1 protein-coding gene is annotated in these 263 nt (G+C 74.1%); it reads left to right on the forward strand.

Translation table 11 applies throughout. The annotated features are described in order from the left end of the window. Window positions 1–263 (forward strand): dienelactone hydrolase family protein (locus tag SB660_RS21430; protein WP_410584422.1); only part of this gene is annotated, 263 nt, incomplete at both ends.

Consider the following 263-nt stretch of genomic DNA (forward strand, 5'->3'; position numbering starts at 1 on the left):
CGCCGTGCTGGCCTACGGCGACAGCGAGCGCGGCAAGCAGATGGTCGCCGCGCTGGGCATGGACCGGGCCGTGGACGTGGTCCAGGCCGCCGCCGCGCTGCTGGCGCCAGCCGGCAAGGTCGGCACCGTCGGCTACTGCTGGGGCGGCACCGTGGCGCTGCTGTCGGCGATCCGCCTGGGCCTGCCCTCGGTCAGCTACTACGGCGCGCGCAACCTGCAGTACCTGGACCAGGTGCCGCGCGCGCCGGTGATCTTCCACTTCG

This window comes from Bacillus sp. SIMBA_005, assembly GCF_046535585.1.
Classification (GTDB): Bacteria; Bacillota; Bacilli; order Bacillales; family Bacillaceae; genus Bacillus; species Bacillus pumilus.